7 protein-coding genes and 2 pseudogenes are annotated in these 5,386 nt (G+C 71.7%); 3 read left to right on the top strand and 6 right to left on the bottom strand.

Annotated features, from left to right (window positions below; genetic code table 11):
* Both rpsA and coaE read left to right on the top strand, forming a co-directional pair.
* A pseudogene (gene rpsA, locus AC2VOR_RS06515) lies at nucleotides 1-220 on the top strand (30S ribosomal protein S1); the annotation flags it as partial.
* 12 nt (nucleotides 221-232) lie between these two features.
* Nucleotides 233-1,447 carry a dephospho-CoA kinase gene (coaE, locus tag AC2VOR_RS06520; protein WP_369738913.1) on the top strand — a complete coding sequence of 405 codons (1,215 nt, stop codon included), beginning with the start codon at nucleotides 233-235 and terminating at the stop codon, nucleotides 1,445-1,447.
* Nucleotides 1,448-1,460: 13 nt separating this feature from the next.
* Here the strand turns inward: coaE and AC2VOR_RS06525 are convergent, their stop codons facing one another.
* From AC2VOR_RS06525 to AC2VOR_RS06540, 4 genes and pseudogenes are all read right to left on the bottom strand, one after another.
* Nucleotides 1,461-1,625: a hypothetical protein gene (locus AC2VOR_RS06525; RefSeq protein ID WP_369738912.1), complete on the bottom strand. Its 165-nt coding sequence runs from the start codon at nucleotides 1,623-1,625 to the stop codon at nucleotides 1,461-1,463.
* A gap of 6 nt (nucleotides 1,626-1,631) precedes the next feature.
* Complete coding sequence (gene ligD / locus AC2VOR_RS06530; RefSeq protein ID WP_369738911.1) at nucleotides 1,632-2,354, bottom strand: non-homologous end-joining DNA ligase LigD; 723 nt, start codon at nucleotides 2,352-2,354, stop codon at nucleotides 1,632-1,634.
* A 10-nt stretch (nucleotides 2,355-2,364) separates the two neighbouring features.
* A pseudogene (locus AC2VOR_RS06535) lies at nucleotides 2,365-3,329 on the bottom strand (ATP-dependent DNA ligase); the annotation flags it as partial.
* Between the two features lie 16 nt (nucleotides 3,330-3,345).
* Nucleotides 3,346-3,864, bottom strand: coding sequence for a DNA polymerase ligase N-terminal domain-containing protein (locus AC2VOR_RS06540; RefSeq protein ID WP_369738909.1), 519 nt, complete (start codon nucleotides 3,862-3,864; stop codon nucleotides 3,346-3,348).
* 243 nt (nucleotides 3,865-4,107) lie between these two features.
* Between AC2VOR_RS06540 and AC2VOR_RS06545 the strand changes: the two genes are divergently transcribed.
* Complete coding sequence (locus AC2VOR_RS06545) at nucleotides 4,108-4,716, top strand: Rv1733c family protein (protein WP_369738908.1); 609 nt, start codon at nucleotides 4,108-4,110, stop codon at nucleotides 4,714-4,716.
* Here AC2VOR_RS06545 and AC2VOR_RS06550 read toward each other — a convergent pair.
* Together AC2VOR_RS06550 and AC2VOR_RS06555 are read right to left on the bottom strand one after the other, a co-directional pair.
* On the bottom strand, nucleotides 4,708-5,154 hold the full coding sequence (locus AC2VOR_RS06550) for a ribonuclease FAU-1 family protein (protein WP_369738906.1): 447 nt from the start codon (nucleotides 5,152-5,154) through the stop codon (nucleotides 4,708-4,710). The two genes, AC2VOR_RS06545 and AC2VOR_RS06550, sit on opposite strands and share 9 nt — an antisense overlap.
* Before the next feature lie 94 nt (nucleotides 5,155-5,248).
* Nucleotides 5,249-5,386 (bottom strand): hypothetical protein (locus tag AC2VOR_RS06555; RefSeq protein ID WP_486963420.1); only part of this gene is annotated, 138 nt, incomplete at its 5' end.

Here is a 5,386-nt window from a genome sequence, read left to right on the forward strand (position 1 = left end):
ACGCGCCGAGTGGGAGGCCCGCTACGCCGAGGCCGAGCGCCAGCACAAGATGCACACCGCGCAGATGGAGAAGTTCGCCGCGGCCGAGGAGGCCGGGCATCACGCCGGTGGCGACCAGTCGCCGGGCAACGGCTCGCCCTCGGAGAAGTCCGCGGGCGGATCGCTGGCCAGTGATGCCCAACTGGCGGCCCTGCGGGAAAAGCTCGCCGGCAACGCATAACACCGCTTGCTGATGCTGCGCATCGGGTTGACCGGCGGCATCGGGGCCGGCAAATCGGCGCTGTCCGCCACGTTCGCCGAGTGCGGCGCCGTCATCGTCGACGGGGACGTGATCGCGCGCGAGGTGGTCGAGCCGGGCACCGAGGGCCTGGCCGCCCTCGTCGACGCGTTCGGTGCCGACATCCTCCTGCCCGACGGGGCATTGGACCGTCCGGCCCTGGCCGCCAAGGCTTTTCGCGACGACGACGCCCGCAAGACGCTCAACGGGATCGTGCACCCGCTCGTCGGCCGGCGGCGCGCGGAGATCATCGCGGGGGTGGCGGACGACGCCGTCGTCGTCGAGGACATCCCGTTGCTGGTGGAATCCGGGATGGCGCCACTGTTTCCGCTCGTCGTCGTCGTGCACGCCGACGTCGAAGTGCGGGTGCGCCGGCTGGTCGACCAGCGCGGCATGGCCGAGGAGGACGCACGCGCCCGCATCGCCGCCCAGGCCGACGACGAGCAGCGCCGCGCGGTCGCCGACGTATGGCTGGATAACTCCGGCAGCCCCGCGGAGCTGAAGCGGCGCGCCCGCGAGGTGTGGGACAACCGGATACTGCCGTTCGCCCACAACCTGACCGCGCGCCGGGCCGCGCGCGCCCCCGCGCGGCTGGCGCCGGCCGACCCGAGGTGGCCGGAGCAGGCGCGCCGCATCCGGGCCCGGCTGCAGACCACCTGCGGGCACAAGGCGCTGCGGGTCGATCACGTCGGGTCGACCGCCGTGTCGGGGCTCGACGCCAAGGACGTGATCGACATGCAGATCACCGTCGAGTCGCTCGCGGTGGCCGACGAGCTGGCCGAACCGCTGTTGGCCGCCGGTTACCCGCGCATCGCGGACGTCGTCAGCGACGTCCCGCGGGCCGAGGCCCGCAGCACCGTGGACGGCTTCGACTACTGCGACGATCCGACGTTGTGGCACAAGCGGACTCACGCCTCGGCCGATCCCGGCCGGCCGACCAATGTGCACGTCCGGGTGGACGGCTGGCCCGGACAGCAGTTCGCCCTGCTCTTCGTCGACTGGCTGCGGGCCGAACCCAAGGTGCGCGAGGAGTATCTGGCGATCAAGCGTGCGGCCGAAAGCGGCGCGCACGGCGACGTCGCGCACTACGCCGACGCCAAAGAGCCCTGGCTGCACGACGCCTACCCGCGGGCCTGGGAATGGGCCGACGGATCCGGCTGGCGGCCGTGAGGCCCGGCGCCACCTAACCGCCGGGCAGCGGCGCGCCGCAGCCCAGCACCCCGTTGCCCGGCCCGCCGTCGCCCTGCTTGGGCGAGACCATCTCGTCGACCTGCGCCAACACGTTGTCGTCCACGTCGATCTCGCAGCGCACCTTGGCGGAGTAGGGCCAGTGCAACGCCACCTGCATGCCGTCCTACTTCGGGTCGGGCAGCACCTCGTTGGCCTCGAACACCTGGCCGGGCATCGCGCTGAGCGCGGCGCTGTTGGCCTGGCCGCCGTGGAGCGCAACTCGCCTTCGTCCAGGACGATCACCAGCCGTTCCTGGCGTTCGCGGCCGGCGCCGCCGGCGCGGTAGCGGGGGTGGCCGGTCATCCCGCTGTGGATCAACAACGTCGGCCCGACCGGCGGCAGGATCAGCCATTTGCTGTGGCGCCGTCGTCTGGACGTAGCTGACCAAACCGAGGTCCTGCAGCACCCCGGCCACCGCGCGGGCCGTCGCCCGCACCACCGCGAAGTCGGCGTCGGTCGGGTCCAGGTCGAAGACCAGCCGGTCGGGGTGATTCAGCCGGACCCGCCGAGACTGCCACGCGTGCAGCGTGATGCAGCTCTGGCTGGCCAGCCAGCGCAACGCCTCCGGGTGTCCGGCCAGCGGATGCACCACGGTGCCGCCGCCCTCCTTGGCGACCTCGACCCGTCCCATCCAGTCCGGCAGCGAATCGGCGAAATCCTGTTGCACAAAGCCCGGTTCGCCGATGCCGCGGAGAAACCGCTGCACGGTGAGCGCCCGGCCCCGCAGGTGCGGCAGGATCGCCTCGGCCACCTCGCCGTAGTAGTCGGCGAGCTCACCCTTGGTGATCCCGTCCTCGGGGAACAACACCCGGTCGGGGTGGGTGATCTCGACCCGCGCGCACGGCATCAGCGGGTCCGTCGGCGGGGTCCTTGTCGGTACGCAGCCCGAGGTAGCGCGGGTGACGCAGCTTGCCGTCGCGTGTCCACTCGGTGAACCCGATCTGGGCTACCAGCTCCGGGCGCACCCAGGATGCCGGGCTCGCGCACCGCCGAAACGAACGGCGAGGAATCCCGCTCGAGATCCGACAGCCGCTTGTGCAGGCAGCGCAGCGTGGCCTCGTCGAGGCCGGTTCCGACCTTGCCGGCGTAGCGCAACTCCCGGCCCTCGTAGTAGCCGAGCAGCAGGGCCCCCAACTCGACCCTGCTGCCCTTGGGGCCGTTGTAACCCCCGACCACGAATTCCTCGTCGCGCACGCAATTGAACTTCAGCCAATGCGGTGAGCGCCTGCCGTCATACGTCGAATCGGCCAGCTTGGCGATCACGCTCTCGTCGCCGCGCTCGCGCGCCGCCCGGTAGGCGGCGATCCCGTCCGCAACGCGGTGCGGGGTGTAGCGCAGCGGACCGCCGAAGTCGATGGCGCCGCGCAGCAAACCAGAGCAGCGGCACGTCGGTGGTGGAGTCGCCGTCCAGGTGCAGCAGTTCGAACAGGTAGTGGAACACCCGGACCCGCGACGCGCGCGCCGCGCCGGGATCGGTGATCCCCAGGCGCCCCTGCGGCCGGGCGAAGCTGGTCCGCCGCCCCTCGAAGGCCACCACCTCGCCGTCCACGACGAAGCGGGTGGTGCGCTGGGCAAGCAGCGCGTCGATGAGTTCGGGGTAGGTTCTGTCGAGCGGCTGGCGATTTCGCGACAGCAGCCGGACGCTGTCCCCGTCGCGGAAGGCCAGAGCGCTCATCCCGTCGAACTTGCGCTCGAAGATCCAGCCGGCGTTGGAGAACCGTTTGTCGGTCAGGGTGGCCAGGGTGGGGGCGCGCCAGTCGGGCACCGCCTCATGGTGCAGCGCGCGGCGCACCGGTTCGGGGAGACCGGCGAGGCCGGCCATGGATGTTCGGCATCGGTCATGGCTGTTCATTGTGCGCGTCCGGGTGCTCGTCCGGCGGGCGCTCGGACGGCACCGACTCGGGGTCCTTGCGCCGCAGCAGCAGCCACGTCTCGTGTTCGCCCTCCCGGACCCGGGTCAGGGCGTAGCAGCCGCGCACCCGCTCGCCGCGCAGGTGGAACGACACGTGGCCCCGCCTGAGGCATTCGCCCATCGCGTGCCTGGTCGCGTTGGTGTAGGTGCCGCTGTCCACCACCATGACGTCGTCATCGCCGTCCGGGTGTTGCAGCGGGCGGTCCCCGCCGCGGCGCACTATCCGCTTGAGCTCGGGGGTGGGGGAGGGCCCTTTGGGTATCGCCCACGACACCAGGACGCCGTCGATCTCTAGCCGAAGGTCGTAATGGTCGCCGCCCGCCGCGCGGTGCGCGATGACGAAGCCGGGCTCACCGCGGCGTCGGCGGCGCCCCGCCCGCGGCCCGTCGGGCGACTCGGGGCTGCGGCCGGACCGGTGCTTGCGCCGGTGCACGCTCAAGGACATGCCCGGACAGGTACCCGCTCCGCGGATCCGGAAACCGTATCGGGCCGGCCCGTGGCGGCCGAACCCCCGGTGCGTGCCCGGAAAGCGCTCCGCGGCAGAGTTTCTGGCGTTCCCGGCACGCGGGCGGGCACGGCTGCGCCCGCGGGTCGCGCCGGCCGCGGCGCTTCGGGCCTTTCGGCCCTGCACGTGTCATCGCCGGCGGCGCAGAATGGGGGCATAACCGTGGTGGGTGTAGGAGCTGTCGTGCAGACGTTCACCGTGGATCCGCGCCGCTGGTGGATAGGCCGGTTGTTCGCCGGCAACCCGCTGCTGCGGCGCAGCGACCGCATCGAGGTGCTGGCCGTGCTGGCCGTGCTGCTGGTCGCGCTCGCGGGGATCGCCGTCGCCGGTGCCGTGGGCACCGAGATACACGACAGCGAGCGCCGCGCCGACGCCATGCTGGCCCGGACGCGCCAGACGGTGAGCGCGACGGTCCTCGAAGTCGGCACCGTCGCGAATTTCGACGGTTCCGAAATGCCCGTGGTGCGGGCGCAGTGGACCGCCGGCGGTGCGCCGCACACCGACACGTTCCAGTGGAGCGGGACGGTGCGACCGGGTGACCGCATCCAGATCTGGGTCGACAACCACGGCGACCACACCCGGTCGCCCGCGCCGTTGCGTCCCGTCCTGGACGCGCTCACGGTCGCCGTGTCGATCGGTCTGCTGGTGATGTTGTCGTCGGGCGCGGTCCTGGCGGTGCTGCGCTGGGGCTTCGAGCGCGCCCACGACGCGCAGTGGGACCGCGAAATCCGCGTACTGGTCAACGAAGATGGTGGCAGGGCCAACGGCGCGACGCCGGGCAAGTCATCCTGAACCTGCGCGCCAGGTGAGGTGCATGCCTTTGCCGGCCACCCAGCGGGACAGGTCGTAGCCGTTGCGGGCCAGCCCGTCGACGGCGTCCACCGCGTGGCGCACCGCCCGCTCGGCGACCTCCGGGGTCAGCAGGCCGTGGCGGACCGCATCCAGTAGCTCGTCGACGTCGAGCACCGCCGCGCCCGCCCCGGTGCGGACCTCGATGTCGAGGTAGTGGTCCTCGGCATGCCACGCCTGCGTGCCCGGGACGTATTCGCCCACGTCCAGGTAGTAGTCCTGGTCGCGTTCGTGGCCGGGATTGAAGTGGAACACCGTGGCGCGCAGCCCCAGCGACGGCAGCAGCCACGACTCGAGGTAGTGGAACTGGGCCCGGCCCGGCGTGGGCCGGGCGACATAGAGGCCCCACGGGTGCACCGCGTATTCGTCGACGGCCCGCACGATGCCCTTGGGATCGGTGTTGGTGCGGGCGAGCAGGTCGAACGTCTCGTGTTTGGGCGCGTGGATGGTGTCACTCTACCGGTCAGCGGCGTGCTCAACGGCGCAGCCGGATCCTCCAGCGAACGAAGCCGCCATAGAACACCGAGAGTGCGGCGAGCATGCCCATGTCGAGCAGCCAGGTGCCGGCGGTGTGCTGCCAGTAGCGGTCCTGGGACAGCAGCGAATCCGGTAC

Source organism: Mycobacterium sp. TH-M103 (genome assembly GCF_057473785.1).

Coding starts and splice junctions, on each gene's coding strand:
- coaE (WP_369738913.1), top strand. CDS start 233: ATGCTGCGCATCGGGTTGACCGGCGGCATCGGGGCCGGCAAATCGGCG.
- AC2VOR_RS06525 (WP_369738912.1), bottom strand. CDS start 1,625: ATGCAGGTGGCGTTGCACTGGCCCTACTCCGCCAAGGTGCGCTGCGAG.
- ligD (WP_369738911.1), bottom strand. CDS start 2,354: ATGCCGTGCGCGCGGGTCGAGATCACCCACCCCGACCGGGTGTTGTTC.
- AC2VOR_RS06540 (WP_369738909.1), bottom strand. CDS start 3,864: ATGTCCTTGAGCGTGCACCGGCGCAAGCACCGGTCCGGCCGCAGCCCC.